Source organism: Roseivivax jejudonensis (assembly GCF_900172265.1).
Taxonomy (GTDB): Bacteria; Pseudomonadota; Alphaproteobacteria; order Rhodobacterales; family Rhodobacteraceae; genus Roseivivax; species Roseivivax jejudonensis.
The window spans coordinates 400,101-415,682 of the sequence record NZ_FWFK01000002.1 but is presented as its reverse complement, the minus strand read 5'-3'; the positions used below and the strand labels follow the sequence as shown (position 1 = coordinate 415,682).

The following is a 15,582-nucleotide window of genomic DNA, read 5'->3' as shown; positions in this document are numbered from 1 at the left end:
GCGTCGGCGGCGCATTCAAGGGCTGCGCGCGAGCGGATGATGGTCGAAGACCAGTTCGCGCAGTCGTTCCTCGAGCACGTGGGTGTAGATCTCGGTCGTCGCGACGTCTGCATGGCCGAGAAATGTCTGGATCGCGCGCAGGTCGGCGCCGTTCTCGAGGAGGTGCGTCGCGAAGGCGTGGCGCATCGTATGCGGCGTGACCTTGGCCGGCGACACGCCCGCCGCCACGGCAAGATCCTTGATGAACGCGTAGAACGCGTGTCGCGTCAGATGTCCCGAGGCTCCGCGCGAGGCGAACAGGAACGCAGAGACGGGGCGGCCCTCGGCGCGCGCGACGCCGTCCTGCCTGTCGCGTTCCTCCACCCAGGCGGCGAGCGCCGCGCGGGCCGGCGGGCTGAGTGGCACGAGCCGTTCCTTGCCGCCCTTGCCCCGCACCAGCAAAAGCCGTGGATCCCCCTTGGCGGCCGACATGGGCAACGACACGAGTTCGGTCACGCGCATCCCGGTCGCGTAGAGCACTTGCATCAGGCAGGCATTGCGCAGTCGGTCCGCCGGGGTGCGGCCCAGCGTTTCCGCCGCGGCCAGAAGGCGGTCCACCTCGTCGGTCGAGAGTGTCTTCGGCAAGCGCTTGTCGCGACCGGGCCCGGCGATCTGCAGCGCCGGGTTGTCGCCGCGCAGGCCTTCCTCGAAGGCGAACCGGTAGATCTGCTTGATCGCGGAAAGACGGCGCGCCCGCGTCGACTTGGCAAAGCCTTGGGCGTCGCAATGGACGAGATAGCCCTCCACGTCTGCGCGTTCGGCACGGATGAAGTCCGATCCGCGCCCGGCCAGCCATTCCGAGAAGTCCTGCAGGTCGCGTCCGTAGGCCAGCTGCGTGTTGGTCGCCGCGCCGCGTTCGGCCGCGGCGGCCTCGAGGAACGACGAGATCCAGCGTGCATCAGTCATCGTACGTCCTCCGACAGGATCGCGAGTTGCAGCGCCGCGCGGCGTGCCGTGTCCTCGAGCCCGAGCGCCCGCAGCGTTGCGAGCGCGTCGGTCAGATCGCCCGCGTTGCCTGCCGCGCCCGAGGAAAAGAGCGCCATGGTGCGCAGGATCGCCTCGCCCAGCCGGTCCTCCTGCGCGATGGCGATGAGGGGCCCGGCCGGCGCACGATTCTCGGCGAAGGCCGCGGCGATCGCACGGGCGTGGGGCAGGTCCGGCGAGGGGGAGGGATCGGAGCCGCGCGCCACTGCCATCAGGAACCTCAGCTCCGGCGTGTCCGTCGTGATCGTTGCAGCAGCGTCCTCGTAGCTGTCCGACAGAAGCGCCGCCTGCGCCGCGATGCGCCCCGCCGCACCGGACAGGTCGCGACGGGCGAGATCGGGCCCGAAGAGCCGCGAAAACGGCACGGCGAGGCCGCTCGCGCGCATTTCCCGCCACGCGGTCGACAGGGCCCCGGCCAGCGCATCGGGATCGGAACCGGCAAGCGCGCGATCGAGCGCCTGAACCGCCTCGACACGATCCCAGACACCGCCCGATGCCGCGGGCTCGCGCAGCGTGTAGATGCCGAGCAGGCGGTTTTCCGACAGAGCACCGGCCCGGACCAACCGCTCCGCGGCGTCGAGCTGCGCCTTCCAGCCGCGATCGCCGGAGAGGGCTGCCACGGCGAACGCGCGCGGCAGCGCGCCGGCGGGCAGCGGCTCTCCGACCGCTTCGGCCAGGGCGAATTGCAGGGCTGTCGGCGCAGGAGGTGGTGGCAGAGGCGGCGTCTCTTCGGCCATTTCCGGCGACAGGAAGCGCTCGATCAGGTCGGCGTCCCGTCCCGAAAGCTCTCCCAGCGCCCGCGCGGTCTCGAAGGTCAGCGCCGCGCGGGGCCAGTCGCCGTCACGCGCCGCGCAGAAGACGCGCGGACCGACATCGCGTGCCAGCACCGGATTGTCGTTCAGCGCCGCGCAGGGCGCGCTGGCGTCGCCGGTCAGAAGCGCCACGTCGAACCAGAGCGGGAACAGGCCCGGCCGCGCCGGTCCGGCGCGTTCGAGCAGCGCCTCCGCGGCGTCGAGCGCGCCGGTCTCCACCAGGCGCGCGACCCGGACGGCAAGGAAGTTGTTCGCGCCGGGCGGCGGATCGGCTTCGGCCAGCATCAGCGTGTTGAGCAGGGCGGCAAGGGCCGGGACGGCCGGATCTGCCTGCGAGATCAGCGACTGGAGCCGCGCCGGGTCGCTGCCCTCCCAGAGCGTGCGGGGCAGGCCCGTCACCGCCATCGGCAAGAGGCCCGCGGCTCCGGCCTCGGGTGCGCCGATCGGGCCGGTCTCGACCTCGGGGGCGCGGGCGTCGCGCACTGCCGGCGGCTCCTCGCGCTCGGGCAGGGTCGACGACGATCCGGTCGCGGTGCCGGCACGCGGCGCGATCGCGGGCTCCGACCTGTCGCGGCCGAGCCAGTCGATGGCCGACAGCGGTTCCTGCGCCGCCGCCGGTCCCGCCAGCGCGATCAGGACGGCGAGCGGCCTAGTCCACATCCAGTTCGACCGGCTGACGCATCTCTGTTTGCGGGGGCGCGAAATTGGCGCCGAAGAACGGGCCGACATAGGCGTAGCCCGTCAACAGGACGGCCCCCAGCACGACCAGGTAGAAAAGCCATTTCAGGATACGTCCCATGTGTCCGCCCGTTGTCGCCTCGGCATTTTTTCGCACTTATAACTGGCCTTTTAGGCGAGTTCACGTCATTCACGCCGGAAATTCCGAAATTGGGCAAGGGATGGCCGAGAGACTGGCAGCGACCGATCTGCGCTTGCGCAAGCCCGTCGTGCTCGTGGGCATGATGGGCGCCGGCAAGACGGCGGTGGGCCGCGCGGTCGCGCAGGCCCTGCGGGTGCCGTTCGTCGATTCGGATGCCGAGATCGAAGCAGCCGCCAACATGACCATCGCCGAGATCTTCGAGCGCGACGGCGAGCCGTTCTTCCGGCAGAAGGAAGCGCAGGTCATCGCGCGGCTGTTGTCCGGGCCCCCCGGGATCCTGTCGACCGGCGGCGGCGCCTTCCTGCAACCCGAAAACCGTGAGGCGATCGCGCGCCGCGGCGTGTCGGTGTGGCTCGAGGCCGATCTCGACCTGCTCTGGGCGCGTGTGAAGATGAAGCCGACGCGACCGCTTTTGAAGACGGCCGATCCGTTCGGCACGCTGTCGGACCTGCTCGCACGGCGCAATCCGGTCTACGCGCAGGCGGATCTCAGGGTTACGACGCGCCCCGGATACACGATCGACGACACTTCGCGGCGGGTGCTCGCCGCGCTTGCCACCCGCCCAGACGTGATGGAGCCCCCTCGATGACCCAAGCGACCGCGATCGATCCGGCGGCCGATACCGTTCACGTGCCGCTTGGTGCGCGCGCCTACGATGTCCGCATCGGGACCGGCCTGATCGACCGTGCGGGCGCCGAGATCGCAGACCTGCTGCCGCGCCCTCGCGTGGTGGTCGTGACCGACGCGACAGTGGCCGAGGCGCAACTGCCGGCGCTGGAGACGGGGCTCGCGGCGGCCGGGATTGACAGCGAGGCGCTGGTTCTGCCGGCGGGCGAGGCGACCAAGGGCTGGGCCGAGCTGACGCGGACGGTGGAATGGTTGCTCGACCGCAAGGTGGAGCGCCGCGACGTTGTCGTTGCGCTCGGCGGCGGGGTAATCGGCGATCTGGTGGGTTTCGCGGCGGCGATCCTGCGCCGCGGCGTACGCTTCGTGCAGGTGCCCACGACGCTTCTCGCGCAGGTCGACAGCTCGGTCGGCGGCAAGACCGGCATCAACACGCGCCACGGCAAGAACCTCGTCGGCGCGTTTCACCAACCCGCGCGGGTGCTGGCCGACATCGCGGCGCTCGAGACGTTGCCGGCGCGAGATTTCCGCGCGGGCTACGGCGAGGTGATGAAGTACGGGTTGCTGGGCGACGCGGCGTTCTTCGAATGGCTCGAGCGGCAGGGCCCGGCGCTCGCCGAAGGCGATACCGCGCTGCGCGCGCAGGCCGTCCGCCGGTCGGTCGAGATGAAGGCCGAGATCGTGGTCCGCGACGAAACGGAGCAGGGTGATCGCGCGCTGCTCAACCTCGGCCACACGTTCTGCCACGCGCTGGAGGCCGCGACCGGCTATTCCGATCGCCTGCTGCACGGTGAGGGCGTCGGCATTGGCTGCGCGCTGGCTTTCGCGTTGTCCGCGCGGCTGGGGCTCTGCCCGCAGGAAGACCCGAGCCGGGTCGCGGCGCACCTCTCGGCGATGGGCATGCGCGCCACATTGGCCGACATCCCCGGCGATCTGCCCGATGCCGACGCGCTTCTCGATCTGATGGGCCAGGACAAGAAGGTCGTGGACGGTCGTTTGCGCTTCGTCCTGGCACGCGGGATCGGAGATGCTTTCGTGACCGCGGATGTGCCGCGCGAGGCCGTGCATGCGTTGCTGACCGAGGCGCTCGCCGCGCGCGGCTGACCGCTCAGCCCGCCGCGCGCTCGGCCCGCGCCGCAAGGAAAACGAAGGCGGCGATCAGCACCAGCAGCGGCGAACCCGAGACCGCGCCCCAGATCGCGAAGCCGACGGCGATCGTCTGACCCACGTAAGAGGCGATGCGCGTCGCGCGTGCGCGCCCGGCGAAGATCGCGATCGTCGCCCGCAGGACCCGCCCGCCATCCATCGGGAAGGCCGGGATCATGTTGAAGAGAACCAGCCAGACGTTGATCGTCGCCAGCGGCCCAAAGAAGCCCGCCGCCGTGCCGTCGCTGGCCAGCACGTTGGCCATCTCCAGCCGCCCGAGCGCGAGGTAGATGACGCCCGCGATTACGAGGTTCACCGCCGGACCGGCCAGCGCCACGGCGATTTCCTGTCCCGGCCGCTGGGGCATGCGCGCCAGCCGCGCCACACCGCCGATCGGCAGAAGCGTGATGTCGGGTGTCGGGATGCCGAAGCGGCGCGCCATCAGCGCGTGGCCGTATTCGTGCGCGACGACGCAGGCGAACAGCGCGAGGACGAAGATCACGTTGATCGTCGCGGCGGGAGCGCCACCGGTGCCCCAGGCGCTGAACGCGATCCATGCGAGCAGCAGGAAGAACGTGATATGGACGCGAAGCTGCGATCCGAGCAGGCGACCGATGGGAAAGGACCAAGTCATGAGATGTCCCGGAAAAGAGCGGTTTCATAGGACATAGGTCCGCGCGGGCGCAGTGCGTAGGGGCGTCGTGTCGACGCGTCGCAGCGCGGCGCCCGGCGTTCGTCGGTCTGCCAGTCCCGTTCGCGGAGAGAGATGATCGCCCCGACCCAGTCGGAATCCCGGATCCGTCGGGGCCTGAAAGGTCGCGCGGATGCGAAACGCGGGCGCATCGCATCCGGGCGCGAGTCGCTCAGAACGGAATCTCGTCGTCGATATCCCGAGACGGCGCCCGCGAGGGGCCGGAGCCGCCGCCGGAATAGTCGCGGTCCGATCCGCCGCCGTAGCCGCCGCCCCCGCCGTAATCGTCCTGGTAGCCGCCGCCACCACCACCAAAGCCGCCGCCGTCACCGCCGCCGCGGCTGTCGAGAAGCGTCAGTTCGCCCCGGTAGGGGCGCAGCACGACTTCGGTCGAATAGCGGTCCTGGCCGGATTGGTCTTGCCACTTGCGCGTCTCCAGCTGGCCCTCGATGTAGACCTTGGAGCCCTTTTTCAGATACTGCTCCGCGATCCGCGCCAGCGGTTCGGAAAAGATCGCGACGGAGTGCCATTCGGTCTTCTCGCGTCGCTCGCCGGTATTGCGGTCCTTCCAGGTCTCCGAGGTCGCGATGCGCAGGTTGCACACCTTGCCGCCGTTCTGAAACGTCCGCGTCTCGGGGTCGCGCCCGAGATTTCCGACGATGATGACCTTGTTCACGGATCCGGCCATGTGACCTCTCTTCTGCGTCTCGTGTCTCGCTCTCGGCACCTGCCGATTCTGCCCGGCTGCGCCGAGGTTCGGAGGAGCCTACACCAGCCCTCCGGCCATCGGAACCGATTAACCTTAAGGAGGTGTTGAGCGCGCTCCGGCCGGTCGCGGCAGTCCGTCGCGCCGCATGCCGCGGCGCGGCAATGGACGCGGGGTGGCGTGGCTGCGGCATTCGCGTATAGTCCCGCGCACGTGCCGGGGTCACCCGGCCAGGGACAGCGAGGAACAATGCTCACCACAATGCGCTTCGCAGGCGGAGTGGCGGCGCTATGCGCGCTTCTGCCGGTTTCGGTGGCGGCCGACATCCTGTCGTCGCAGAACCGTGCGCGCCTCTTCTCGTCGCAGACCCGCGTGCTCGACGGTCGCGCCGCCCAGCAATACAACAATTCGGTCCGGCTGCAGCCGCCCGAAGTGGTCACGCCCACGAAGTGGGGACCCGAGCCCGGCGCCGCCGGCACCACGCCCGAGTGGCGCGGGCGATACCGCGGCGAATTTCTGACCGTTGCGCGCACGGCCGCGCGACGGCACGGCATCCCTGAGGATCTTTTTCTTCGGCTTGTGCAGCAGGAATCGGGCTGGAACCCGAATGCGAAGTCGCACAAGGGCGCACTCGGGCTCGCGCAGCTGATGCCGCAGACCGCGGCGCGGATGGGCGTCGATCCACACGATCCGAACCAGAATCTCGACGGCGGTGCCCGCTACCTCAAGGCGCAGTTCGACAAGTTTCGCTCGTGGCCGCTGGCGCTGGCGGCCTACAACGCGGGCCCCGGCGCGGTGGAACGCTATGACGGCGTGCCGCCGTACAAGGAAACGCAGAACTACGTGAAGATCATCTGGGGCCGCTGAGGCCCCGGACCGGCCACGGCCTCAGGCCGAAAAGCCGAGCCTGTAGAGATGGATCTCGAAGGCGGGATGCATCTCGGCGCCGACGACGTCGGGGCGGGCGTGCCGGATCAGCGAGCGCCAATAGGGCTGCACGATCACAGCGTTGGCCCGCAACATGCCCTGCAATTCGGCCATCACCTCCGCGCGCGCCTCGGGCTCGGCGATCGCGAGCGCGCGGTCCAGCGCGGCGTCGAAATCGGGGTTGGCGTAGCCGCTTTCGTTCCAGACCGCGCCGGTGCGGTACCCGAGCGCCAGCGTCTGCACCCCGAGCGGGCGGTGATTCCACTCGGTGATCGAGAGCGGAAAACTCTTCCATTCCGCCCAGAACCGTGACCCGGGCAGAACCTCCTGCGTGGCCGGTATCCCCGCGTCGAGCAGCAGCGCCTCGATGGCGGCACCTGTACGCCGCGCGACCCCGTCGTCGAGGGTGACGATGCGGTGCTCGAAATCCTGCAGGCCGGCCTGAATCACCCGCTGACGGGCGGCATCGGGATCGAACCGTGCCGGGCCCAGATCCGCGTGGTCGGGCTGGATCGGCGCGACGTGATCGTTCGCGGCGACCTCGCCGCGTCCGCCGTAGCCGAGTTCGAGACAGATCGCGTTGTCGGTGGCCAGGGTGAGGGCCTCGCGGACGCGTATGTCGGCATAGGGCGTGGCGCCCCCGACCTCGGCCTGCTGGTTTCCGCGCAGAACGACCGTGGCCGCTGTGGGGGTCTCGTAGCGCTCCCAGCCGAGGGCATCCGCGGCTTCGACGAAGCGCCCGACATTCTCGTACAGCATGTCGACGCGCTCGTTCTCGATCGCGTCGATCCAGGTCGAGGGGTCGGTGCCGAGGTCGACGAACTCGATCCTGTCGAGCGTCGCGGGCCCCCACTCGGGCAGATCCTCGCCCCACCAGCGGTGGTCCTCGGCGCGCACGAGTGCGGCGCTTTCGCCCGGGGTCACGTGTTCGGGCCGGAACGGGCCGGTGCCCACGGGATCCTCGAGCATCGTCGCGGCGTCGAAACCGGGCGGCACGACGGCCGCCGGATAATCCGCCAGCGACACGATCAGCGTTGCGTCCGGCCGGGGCAGGATCAGGCGCACGGCGCCGTCCTCGACGACGACCGACCCGGCGCGAAGCTTATTGGTCACCGGATCGACGAGCGCCGAAAGGCTGGCGGCCATCACGTTGCCCTCGACCGAGGCATCGCACCAGTATTCGAACATCCGCGCGACGTCATCGGCGGTGAAGGTCGTGCCGTCCGACCACGTGACGCCCTCGCGGACCCAAAGCGTGTAGCCGGTCGCGTCGTCGTTGGCTTCCCAGTCCGACAGAAGCATGCCGCGCAGCGAGCCGTCATTGCGATACTCGACAAGGTATTCGAGCCAGCCGCGCGTGACGTTGGCGATCTCGGACCAGTCGAAGGTGCGCGGATCCTTGAGCGGTCGCACGTCCTGCTGAATCCTCAGGGTGCCGCCGGCGCGCCGTGCCGGACGCGCGGTTTCCTGCGCGTCGGCGGGCCGCCCGGCAACCGCGTTCGCCACCGACGCGGTGACGCCGAGCGCGGTGGCATGCGTCATGAACTCGCGACGCGACAGCGTGCCCGAACCGAGTGCACGCACGAGACCGGGCAGGGCCCGATGGCCGCGGCGCAGGCTCATGCGCGCCGGACCCCGAGCGGTGCGGCGGGCGCGTCGCGCCCGGATCTCAAACGCAGCGCGCTCGGCGTGGCGCCCGTGTGCATCTGCACGAACCGGCTGAAATAGGCCGCGCTCGAAAAGCCGAGCGCGTCGGCGACCGCGCCGATCGGCGGCTCGGGTTCGGCCAGCATCTCGCGGGCGGCGTGGATCACCCGTTCGGTCAGTATCTCGGCGGCGCTGCGTCCGCATGCGGCCTTGCAGACCCGGGTCAGGTGCGTCGGCGTCACGTCGAGCATGTCGGCGTAATCCGCCATCACCCGCTCCGAGCGATGGTGCTGCACCAGTAGCTCGGCATAGCGGCGGACCAGCCTGTCGCCGGCGTTTTCTGGCGGGGAATCGAGAAGGCCGTCGCTGCGCTGCCGTTCCAGCCAGACCGCGACCAGCGTGAGGTGCGCGCCGAGCGCGTCCTGGACGTGCGGCCGGTCACGCGCGATCTCGCGCTGCATGGCCTCGATCTCGCCGGTCAGCTCGGCCTGCGCGAAGGTATCGCGCGGGCGCAGGTGCATCGGCGTGGTGGGCATCCGCGGGGCGGTGCCGGGAGGGCTCTGGATCACCTGCGCCAGCGCCTGCGCGCCCAATTCCACAGACATCAGCGTCCCGGCCGGCAGGACCACGGCGTTGTTGACGCCGAGCCCGCGTCGGACCCCGTTGACCACGATGCGGCCCTGACCCCGGGTGACCCACAGCACAAGGTCGTCGGGCCGATCGTGCAAGAGGGTCATCCGCCATGCCGACTGGCCGACGACCTGCGCGAACGGCTGGCAGCGGATGCGCCGCTGCACGGGCGCGGATTCCTGAATCCGGGAAGGCTTTCGAAGGAATGCGGGTCCGGTCATGTCAGGCGGCCTCCTCGGCCGGGCGCCAGGGCTCCCAATCGCGCATCCGTGCGCGGAACCAGGTGCGTTGGCGCTTGGCATATTGTCGGGTCTGGGTCACGGCGCCGGTGCGCGCCGCGACCAGTGTCATCTCGCCCCGGACATGGGCCACGAGTTCGCGCGCGCCGATCGCCTTGGCCGACGGGCGTGCAGGAGAGAAGTCCGGCGCGTTGGCGCGCGCCTCGTCGAGCGCGCCGCCGGCGATCATCGCGTCGAAGCGTCGGGCGATGCGCGCAGCGAGCCAGTCGCGCGGGGCATCGACGACGATCGTGTGCGCCTCCTCAGGCGGCAGGCGCGGGGGCGGCGTGTCGTCCTGCCAGGCGGCCATCCCGCGCCCGGTCATGTGCTGGACTTCCCATGCGCGCTGCACGCGCATCGGGTTGAGAGGGTCGATGCGGTCGCGCGTTTCGGGGTCGAGTTCGGCCAGCAACGCGTCGCGACCATCTTCGGCAAGGCGCGCATCGGCAAGGGCGCGGGTGGCCGTGTCCGTCTCGGGGATGTCGGCCAGTCCCTCGGTCAGCGCGGCAAAGTAGAGCCCGGTGCCGCCAACGATGATCGGGCGCTCGGGACGGTCCAGAAGCGGCGCCACGTCGCGCATCCAGCGTCCGGCGGAGTAGGGCGTGTCGCCCGGGACATGACCGTAAAGCGCGTGCGGCGCGGCGGCGAGGTCCGCCGGTCCGGGGCGCGCGGTCAGCACGCGCCAGTCCGAGAACACCTGGATCGCGTCGGCGTTGACGATCACGCCGCCTTGCCGGGTCGCGATGTCGAGCGCGAGCGCCGACTTGCCGCTGGCGGTCGGCCCGGCGATGAGGACCGGGCGGTCGGGGAGGATGTCGCGAAGCGGTCGCATGCGTCCCTCGATCCTGTCGGCAAACGGTCCATGCCGCCGCCGGTGGCGCGGTTCCGGCACGGATGGCGCCGGGCCGGCTTCCCATCGATCCGCCGGCCGAGCGCCGGACGCGATCGCCCCTCCCGGACGCCGTCGGGTCGAACCGTAGACCCTGCGCCGACCCGGGCGCAACACGTCCTCACGCGATTGCGCTGCACTGCGCCGACGTGGCACCGATCTGCCCGGGTGGTGGTGGCGGCCCTATACATTGCCCGCACCTTGGGCATATGGTCGGCGCGACGCGCGCGCCGGGTGCGGGCCGCGCAATCCGAAGCGGAGAAGACGACAGGACATGGCAGACGACTACGAACTGGACTTGGACGACCTGCAGCGCCGCATGGAAGGCGCCATGAGCAACCTGCGCACCGAGTTCGCCTCGCTTCGCACGGGCCGCGCATCGGCCTCGATGCTCGAACCGGTGCAGGTCGAGGCCTACGGACAGATGACGCCGATCAACCAGGTCGGAACGGTCAACGTCCCCGAGCCGCGCATGGTCACCATCAACGTCTGGGACAAGTCGATGGTCGGCAAGGTCGAAAAGGCGATCCGCGAGTCCGGCCTCGGCATCAATCCCCAGCTCAACGGCACGATCATCATGCTGCCGATCCCCGAGCTGAACGAGGAGCGCCGCCGCGAGCTGACCAAGGTCGCCGGGCAATACGCCGAGGGCGCTCGGGTCTCGATCCGCAACGTCCGGCGCGACGGGATGGAACAGATCAAGAAGAACAAGGATTCCGTCTCCGAGGACGATCAGAAGTTCTGGGAGGGCGAAGTCCAGTCGCTGACCGACACCTACATCGGCAAGGTCGACAAGGCGCTCGAGACCAAGCAAGAGGAAATCATGCAGGTCTGAGCCCGCACGCGGCACCGCCAGCACGAGACAGCCACCCGCAAGGGCACCGAAGGAGAGACCGCACATGGTCAAACCGATCCGCGACTGCGCAGGGCCGCGCCACGTGGCGATCATCATGGACGGCAATGGCCGCTGGGCACAGCGTCGCGGCCGTCCGCGCCTGTTCGGCCACCAGGCCGGCGCCCGACGGGTGCGCGAGATCGTGGAGGCCTGTCCCGACGCGGGCGTCAGCTACCTGACGATCTTCGCCTTCTCGACCGAGAACTGGAAGCGGACGCAATCCGAGGTGGCGGGGCTCATGAGCCTGTTTCGCCGCTACATCGTGCAGGAGGCGCGGGCGTTGCGCGAACGGAACGTGCGCGTGCGCTTCATCGGTGACCGCGACCGTCTCGACAAGAAGCTGAGCACGATGATGGACGAGCTCGAGGCGCTGACAGCCCATTGCACCGGCGTCAATCTGACTATCGCGCTCAATTACGGCGGCCGGGACGAGGTGGCGCGCGCCACCCGCAGGCTCGCCGAGGACGTCGCGGCCGGCCGGCTCGACCCTGCCGATATCGGCGAGGAAACGCTTCCGCGCTACCTCGACACCTGCCTTCTTCCCGATCCCGATCTCGTCATCCGCACGAGCGGCGAGGCTCGGATCTCGAACTTCCTGCTGTGGCAGTCCGCCTACGCGGAGTACGAGTTCGTCGACACCCTCTGGCCCGATTTCACCGCCGCCGAATTCGCGCGGCTGACCGAAAGATTCGGTGGCCGCGAACGCCGCTACGGTGCCGTTCCCGCATGAGCCTGCGCTCGAAGTGGGACGATCTGGGCGAACGGCTTCTATCGGCCGCGGTCATGGTGGCCGTCGGCGTCGCCGCGGTCTGGGCCGGCGGCATCGTGTTTCACGTCTTCGTCGCGCTCGTCTGCGGCGTTATGGTGTGGGAGCTGGTGTCGATGCTCGACGCCAAGCGCGACCGCTCTCCCTACGTGCTCGGCCTGACCGCGGGGGTGGCGATGATGGTCGCCTCCGAGGTGCCGCCGGCCTTCGCCCTGCCGCTGGTCCTGGCGCCCTCGATGCTGGGGCTCGGCCAGATGGAGCGGGGCGGCGTGACCTATGCCAGTTTCGCGGCGCTGATCCTGCTCGCGGGATTCGGTATGATCGTGCTCCGGGACCGCTACGGGATCGAGTGGCTGATGTGGCTCATCCTCGTCGTGGTGGCGACCGACATCGCCGGATATTTTGCCGGCCGGTTCTTCGGTGGCAAACTCCTGTGGCCGCGCGTCAGCCCCAAGAAAACGTGGGCGGGCGCGATCGGCGGCTGGGTGGCGGCGCTTCTGGTCGGGATCGGCTACGTTCTCCTGACACGGGCGGATGCCGGGCTTCTCGGTCTGTCCGTGGCGGCCTCGATGGCCAGCCAGATCGGCGATATCGCCGAAAGCGCCATCAAGCGCCGGGCCGGGGTGAAGGACAGCTCGACCCTGATCCCCGGGCACGGCGGCCTCTTCGACCGGTTCGACGGCATGCTCGGCGCATCGGTCTTCATGCTGATCGCGGCCCAGCTCGTCGGCTTCCCCCCAGGACTGCCCGGGGTGTTTCCGTGACCCTGCGGCGGGTGACGATCCTCGGCGCGACCGGATCGATCGGACAGAACACCATCGACCTCATCCGTCGCGATCCCGATGCCTACCGGGTCGTCGCCCTGACCGGCGGTCGCAATGTCGGCCAGTTGGCCGCGGATGCGGCCGAACTCGGCGCGGAGGTCGCGGTGACCTGCCACGAGAGCGAGTTGCCGGCGCTGCGCGCGGCGCTCGCGGGCTCGGGCGTGGAGGCTGCGGCCGGGCAGGGCGCCCTGATCGAGGCGGCCAGTCGCCCGGCGGACTGGGTGATGTCTGCGATCGTTGGATCTGCGGGGCTTGCGCCGGGACTTGCGGCGCTGCGCTCGGGCGCGACGCTCGCGCTCGCCAACAAGGAGAGCATGGTCTGCGCCGGGCCCCTGATGCTCGAGACCGCTCGGGCGCACGGCGCGCGCATCCTGCCCGTCGACAGCGAGCACTCGGCCGTGTTCCAGGCACTGATCGGAGAGGACATCGCCGCCGTCGAGCGTGTGATCGTTACGGCCTCCGGCGGTGCGTTCCGCGACTGGCCGGTCGAGCGGCTCGCCAGCGCGACGCCGGAGGAGGCCGCGACGCATCCGAACTGGGCGATGGGCCAGCGCATCACCATCGACAGTGCCTCGATGTTCAACAAGGCGCTGGAACTGATCGAGACGCGCGAGTTCTTCGGTCTCGCGCCGAACCAGATCGAGGCGCTCGTGCATCCCGAGAGCCTGATCCACGCTCTGGTCGGATTTGCCGACGGGGCGCTGATGGCGCATGTGGGGCCGCCCGACATGCGCCACGCCATCGGCTTTGCCCTTCACTGGCCCGAACGGCGGACGTTGCCTGTGCAGCGGCTCGACCTCGCGGCGCTCGGCCAGATGACATTCCGACCCGCCGACGAGACGCGGTGGCCGGCGCTTCGCCTCGCCCGCGAGGTAATGGAAGCGCGCGGCCTCGCCGGGGCGGTCTTCAACGCCGCGAAGGAGCAGGCGCTCGACGCATTCATCGCGCGGCAGATCGGCTTTACCCGGATGACCGATGTGGTCGCGGAGACGCTCGACAGGCTTTCCGCACGGGACGGTCTTGATGATGCCGTGATCGATCTTGATAAGGTGCTCTCGGCCGACCACGTCGCCCGGGTAACGGCGCGCGAGGTCATCGCGCAGGGCTGATAAGGGGCAGAGGTTTTGGACATCGTCACGCTGGTGCCGCAGTTCGGCGGATTGCTGTGGACGCTGCTGGCCTTCGTGGTCGCGCTCTCGGTGATCGTCGCGATCCATGAATACGGGCACTATATCGTGGGACGGTGGTCCGGCATCGATGCCGACGTCTTCTCGCTCGGGTTCGGGCCGGTCCTGCTCTCGCGCACCGACAAGCGCGGGACCAAGTGGCAGTTCGCGCTGTTTCCGCTCGGCGGCTACGTGAAGTTCCGCGGCGATGCCAACCCGTCGGGCGGCACCGACGAGTCCGCGATGGAAGGTCTCAGCGAAAGCGAGCGCCGGCGCACCATGACGGGCGCGCCGCTCTGGGCGCGCGCCGCGACGGTGGCGGCGGGGCCTGCGTTCAACTTCGTTCTCTCGATCATCATCTTCACCTCGATCTTCATGGTGCGCGGCGTGACGTCCGAGCCGCTGACCGTAGGCGAGCTGAAGCCGCTGCCGACGGTGCAGGAGTTGCAGGTCGGCGACGAAATCCTCGCGATCGAAGGGGAGGCGCTTCCGCCCTTCGACAACGAGGGCGCCTTCGACGATCTTCTCGACTCGCTGCCCGAGGAGGAGGTGCTCGACTACACGATCCGCCGCGACGGGCAGGAGATGACGGTCGCGGGGCCTTACGTCTACCTGCCGCTGGCGTCGCAGGTACTGCCGCTTACTGCGGCGTCCGAGGCCGGGCTCGAGGACGGCGACGTGATCCAAGCGATCAACGGCGAGCCGATCGTCGCATTCGAGGATCTCCGCGAGAGGGTCGAGGGCTCCGACGGGGCGGCGCTCGACCTGACCGTCTGGCGCAACGGTGAGACGCTCGACATCACGCTGGAGCCGCGTCGCATCGACGAGCCACAGGCCGACGGGTCGTTCCAGACCGTCTATCGCATCGGCATCGCCGGCGGCATGTTCTTCGAGGCGGCGACCGAGACGCCGGGCGTCGGCGAGGCGTTCATGTCGGGCGTCGGGCAGACAGGGGAAATCATCCGTGGGTCGCTGTCGGGCCTGTGGCACATGATCACCGGCGCGATCTCGACCTGCAACCTGTCCGGTCCCATCGGCATCGCCGAAACCTCCGGCGCCATGGCGAGCCAGGGCACTCAGAGCTTCATCTGGTTCATCGCGGTGCTGTCGACGGCGGTGGGCCTTCTGAACCTGTTTCCAGTGCCGGTGCTCGACGGCGGGCATCTGTGCTTCCACGCCTACGAGGCCGTGTCCGGTCGCCCGCCCTCGGACCGCGCGCTGCGCGTTCTGATGTCGATCGGCCTGACCCTCGTTCTGGGGCTGATGGTGTTCGCGCTGACAAACGACATCTTCTGCCCCTGACCGCAGCCCGACCTGCGCTCTGAGCGAATGCCGCGGGGATGCCCGCGGCGCGCCCAATTTTCGCCCCGTTCGCACGCCATGGTCCGGCGTGACCGACCAAGAAAGGACGGGGACCATGCAAACGATCGCACAAGGGGTCCGCGGACTGCGTCTCGTCTGGACGCTGAACGGGGACTGGATGCTGACCGTCTCGATCATCGCCGGCGCGCTTGCGTTCGGCGCCTGGGTCGCGGGCAGCTGAAGGCTGTCGGGCCGGCGTCGACGCGCCGGCAACACAGCCTTGAAAATGCCGCCGTTCCCTGTCGCTTGCGCTTTTGACAAGGTGCGGTGATCCCGATACTGACCTCGATTGAGGGATGGTATGACGGGATGGGCG

General features: G+C 69.5%; 17 protein-coding genes. 9 read left to right on the top strand and 8 right to left on the bottom strand.

From position 1 onward, the window contains the following. Nucleotides 1–15: 15 nt before the first annotated feature. The 3 genes from ROJ8625_RS07055 to ROJ8625_RS21170 are packed head-to-tail and all read right to left on the bottom strand — an operon-like array spanning nucleotide 16 to nucleotide 2,634. The gene (locus ROJ8625_RS07055) at nucleotides 16–945 is read right to left on the bottom strand and encodes a site-specific tyrosine recombinase XerD (RefSeq protein WP_085791159.1); all 930 of its coding nucleotides are present in this window, start codon (nucleotides 943–945) and stop codon (nucleotides 16–18) included. Then, the gene (locus ROJ8625_RS07050; RefSeq protein ID WP_234984199.1) at nucleotides 942–2,495 is read right to left on the bottom strand and encodes a hypothetical protein; all 1,554 of its coding nucleotides are present in this window, start codon (nucleotides 2,493–2,495) and stop codon (nucleotides 942–944) included. The genes ROJ8625_RS07055 and ROJ8625_RS07050 overlap by 4 nt, the downstream gene beginning before the upstream one ends. Continuing rightward, nucleotides 2,485–2,634: a hypothetical protein gene (locus ROJ8625_RS21170; RefSeq protein WP_200813294.1), complete on the bottom strand. Its 150-nt coding sequence runs from the start codon at nucleotides 2,632–2,634 to the stop codon at nucleotides 2,485–2,487. Before ROJ8625_RS21170 ends, ROJ8625_RS07050 begins: the two co-directional genes overlap by 11 nt. 100 nt (nucleotides 2,635–2,734) lie before the next feature. Between ROJ8625_RS21170 and ROJ8625_RS07045 the strand changes: the two genes are divergently transcribed. Next, nucleotides 2,735–3,304, top strand: coding sequence for a shikimate kinase (locus tag ROJ8625_RS07045; RefSeq protein WP_085791158.1), 570 nt, complete (start codon nucleotides 2,735–2,737; stop codon nucleotides 3,302–3,304). Then, on the top strand, nucleotides 3,301–4,443 hold the full coding sequence (aroB, locus tag ROJ8625_RS07040) for a 3-dehydroquinate synthase (protein ID WP_085791157.1): 1,143 nt from the start codon (nucleotides 3,301–3,303) through the stop codon (nucleotides 4,441–4,443). The genes ROJ8625_RS07045 and aroB overlap by 4 nt, the downstream gene beginning before the upstream one ends. A gap of 4 nt (nucleotides 4,444–4,447) precedes the next feature. Here the strand turns inward: aroB and ROJ8625_RS07035 are convergent, their stop codons facing one another. Then, a complete protein-coding gene (locus tag ROJ8625_RS07035; RefSeq protein WP_085791156.1) occupies nucleotides 4,448–5,119 on the bottom strand; it encodes a site-2 protease family protein in 672 nt (223 codons plus the stop codon). A 229-nt stretch (nucleotides 5,120–5,348) separates the two neighbouring features. Further along, nucleotides 5,349–5,864: a single-stranded DNA-binding protein gene (gene ssb, locus ROJ8625_RS07030; protein WP_085791155.1), complete on the bottom strand. Its 516-nt coding sequence runs from the start codon at nucleotides 5,862–5,864 to the stop codon at nucleotides 5,349–5,351. A gap of 267 nt (nucleotides 5,865–6,131) precedes the next feature. On the opposite strand from ssb, the gene ROJ8625_RS07025 reads away from it, so the two are divergent. Beyond that, the gene (locus tag ROJ8625_RS07025; protein ID WP_503128378.1) at nucleotides 6,132–6,749 is read left to right on the top strand and encodes a lytic transglycosylase domain-containing protein; all 618 of its coding nucleotides are present in this window, start codon (nucleotides 6,132–6,134) and stop codon (nucleotides 6,747–6,749) included. Nucleotides 6,750–6,770: 21 nt separating this feature from the next. Here the strand turns inward: ROJ8625_RS07025 and ROJ8625_RS07020 are convergent, their stop codons facing one another. The 3 genes from ROJ8625_RS07020 to miaA are packed head-to-tail and all read right to left on the bottom strand — an operon-like array spanning nucleotide 6,771 to nucleotide 10,196. Continuing rightward, nucleotides 6,771–8,432: an ABC transporter substrate-binding protein gene (locus ROJ8625_RS07020; RefSeq protein WP_085791154.1), complete on the bottom strand. Its 1,662-nt coding sequence runs from the start codon at nucleotides 8,430–8,432 to the stop codon at nucleotides 6,771–6,773. After that, entirely contained in the window at nucleotides 8,429–9,253 is an 825-nt protein-coding gene (locus tag ROJ8625_RS07015) for a helix-turn-helix transcriptional regulator (protein WP_234984198.1), read from the bottom strand. The genes ROJ8625_RS07020 and ROJ8625_RS07015 overlap by 4 nt, the downstream gene beginning before the upstream one ends. A 55-nt stretch (nucleotides 9,254–9,308) precedes the next feature. Beyond that, the gene (gene miaA, locus ROJ8625_RS07010; RefSeq protein ID WP_085791152.1) at nucleotides 9,309–10,196 is read right to left on the bottom strand and encodes a tRNA (adenosine(37)-N6)-dimethylallyltransferase MiaA; all 888 of its coding nucleotides are present in this window, start codon (nucleotides 10,194–10,196) and stop codon (nucleotides 9,309–9,311) included. A 331-nt stretch (nucleotides 10,197–10,527) separates the two neighbouring features. Between miaA and frr the strand changes: the two genes are divergently transcribed. The 6 genes from frr to ROJ8625_RS21450 all read left to right on the top strand — a co-directional run bounded on the left by frr (nucleotide 10,528) and on the right by ROJ8625_RS21450 (nucleotide 15,447). Next, the gene (gene frr / locus ROJ8625_RS07005) at nucleotides 10,528–11,088 is read left to right on the top strand and encodes a ribosome recycling factor (protein WP_085791151.1); all 561 of its coding nucleotides are present in this window, start codon (nucleotides 10,528–10,530) and stop codon (nucleotides 11,086–11,088) included. Nucleotides 11,089–11,152: 64 nt separating this feature from the next. After that, entirely contained in the window at nucleotides 11,153–11,878 is a 726-nt protein-coding gene (gene uppS, locus ROJ8625_RS07000) for a polyprenyl diphosphate synthase (RefSeq protein WP_085791150.1), read from the top strand. After that, nucleotides 11,875–12,678, top strand: coding sequence for a phosphatidate cytidylyltransferase (locus ROJ8625_RS06995; protein ID WP_085791149.1), 804 nt, complete (start codon nucleotides 11,875–11,877; stop codon nucleotides 12,676–12,678). Before uppS ends, ROJ8625_RS06995 begins: the two co-directional genes overlap by 4 nt. Before the next feature lie 2 nt (nucleotides 12,679–12,680). Continuing rightward, nucleotides 12,681–13,847 carry a 1-deoxy-D-xylulose-5-phosphate reductoisomerase gene (dxr, locus tag ROJ8625_RS06990; RefSeq protein WP_085791362.1) on the top strand — a complete coding sequence of 389 codons (1,167 nt, stop codon included), beginning with the start codon at nucleotides 12,681–12,683 and terminating at the stop codon, nucleotides 13,845–13,847. A gap of 15 nt (nucleotides 13,848–13,862) precedes the next feature. After that, nucleotides 13,863–15,206: an RIP metalloprotease RseP gene (gene rseP, locus ROJ8625_RS06985; protein WP_085791148.1), complete on the top strand. Its 1,344-nt coding sequence runs from the start codon at nucleotides 13,863–13,865 to the stop codon at nucleotides 15,204–15,206. 115 nt (nucleotides 15,207–15,321) lie between these two features. Continuing rightward, nucleotides 15,322–15,447 (top strand): hypothetical protein, encoded by a 126-nt coding sequence (locus ROJ8625_RS21450; protein WP_268794686.1) that lies wholly within the window; start codon nucleotides 15,322–15,324, stop codon nucleotides 15,445–15,447. Nucleotides 15,448–15,582 lie beyond the last annotated feature (135 nt).

Bases quoted from the DNA above. Each gene is read 5' to 3' on its own strand.
- ROJ8625_RS07025 (WP_503128378.1), top strand. From the start codon at position 6,132: ATGCTCACCACAATGCGCTTCGCAGGCGGAGTGGCGGCGCTATGCGCG.
- ROJ8625_RS07045 (WP_085791158.1), top strand. From the start codon at position 2,735: ATGGCCGAGAGACTGGCAGCGACCGATCTGCGCTTGCGCAAGCCCGTC.
- miaA (WP_085791152.1), bottom strand. From the start codon at position 10,196: ATGCGACCGCTTCGCGACATCCTCCCCGACCGCCCGGTCCTCATCGCC.
- ROJ8625_RS21450 (WP_268794686.1), top strand. From the start codon at position 15,322: ATGCAAACGATCGCACAAGGGGTCCGCGGACTGCGTCTCGTCTGGACG.
- frr (WP_085791151.1), top strand. From the start codon at position 10,528: ATGGCAGACGACTACGAACTGGACTTGGACGACCTGCAGCGCCGCATG.
- ROJ8625_RS07055 (WP_085791159.1), bottom strand. From the start codon at position 945: ATGACTGATGCACGCTGGATCTCGTCGTTCCTCGAGGCCGCCGCGGCC.
- ROJ8625_RS06995 (WP_085791149.1), top strand. From the start codon at position 11,875: ATGAGCCTGCGCTCGAAGTGGGACGATCTGGGCGAACGGCTTCTATCG.
- uppS (WP_085791150.1), top strand. From the start codon at position 11,153: ATGGTCAAACCGATCCGCGACTGCGCAGGGCCGCGCCACGTGGCGATC.
- ROJ8625_RS07020 (WP_085791154.1), bottom strand. From the start codon at position 8,432: ATGAGCCTGCGCCGCGGCCATCGGGCCCTGCCCGGTCTCGTGCGTGCA.
- aroB (WP_085791157.1), top strand. From the start codon at position 3,301: ATGACCCAAGCGACCGCGATCGATCCGGCGGCCGATACCGTTCACGTG.
- ssb (WP_085791155.1), bottom strand. From the start codon at position 5,864: ATGGCCGGATCCGTGAACAAGGTCATCATCGTCGGAAATCTCGGGCGC.
- ROJ8625_RS07035 (WP_085791156.1), bottom strand. From the start codon at position 5,119: ATGACTTGGTCCTTTCCCATCGGTCGCCTGCTCGGATCGCAGCTTCGC.
- ROJ8625_RS07050 (WP_234984199.1), bottom strand. From the start codon at position 2,495: ATGTGGACTAGGCCGCTCGCCGTCCTGATCGCGCTGGCGGGACCGGCG.
- ROJ8625_RS21170 (WP_200813294.1), bottom strand. From the start codon at position 2,634: ATGGGACGTATCCTGAAATGGCTTTTCTACCTGGTCGTGCTGGGGGCC.